The sequence below is a fragment of the Peribacillus sp. P4_D6 genome (genome assembly GCF_056401795.1).
This window is the reverse complement of sequence record NZ_JBFUIQ010000403.1, coordinates 1-582: the sequence shown is the minus strand read 5'-3', so window position 1 is coordinate 582 and position 582 is coordinate 1. Positions and strand designations below refer to the sequence as shown.

The 582-nt window shown below is 33.3% G+C and carries 1 protein-coding gene; it reads right to left on the bottom strand.

All coding sequences use genetic code 11. The features are described from left to right. The coding region (locus AC1DVB_RS27870; protein ID WP_477592094.1) for a hypothetical protein at positions 1-582 on the bottom strand (582 nt) is incomplete at both ends.

The window sequence follows — 582 nt, the reverse complement described above, 5'->3', positions numbered from 1 at the left end:
CACTTTATATTGACTTTCCTGTTCGGATAGGCGGTCGATCGTTTGAGTATAATTTTCAACGTCATGTTTAAAGTTTTCGATAACTTGTATATGATGATTTTCCTTTTCGGAAAGTTCGATCATGGATGTCTCTAAATTTTCAATCTCCGCTTTAYATTTATTTTCTTGCTTTGAAGCAAGAGCAATCGTTTGATTTAACTGCGCGATTTCYTGTTGATGGTAGGACTCTTTTTCCTTTAGATCGGAAATCATCTGTTCTAAATTAGCAATSTCCAYCTTAAATTGACTTTCCTGTTCGGATAGGTGGCCAATCATTTGRGTATAATTTTCAATTTCAAGTTTAAAGTTTTCGATAACTTGTTTCTGCTGCSCTTCCTTTTCAGTAAGTTCRATCATCGATTTCTCTAAATTTTCAATCTCTRTTTTATATTKAATTTCTTGTTGGGATGCATCGCTAATCGTTTGATTTAACTGATCGATTTCTTGTTGATGGTAAGACTCTTTTTCCTTTAAATCTATAATCATCTGTTCTAAATTTGCAATTTCCACCTTATATTGACTTTGCTGTTCCGATAGTTGGCC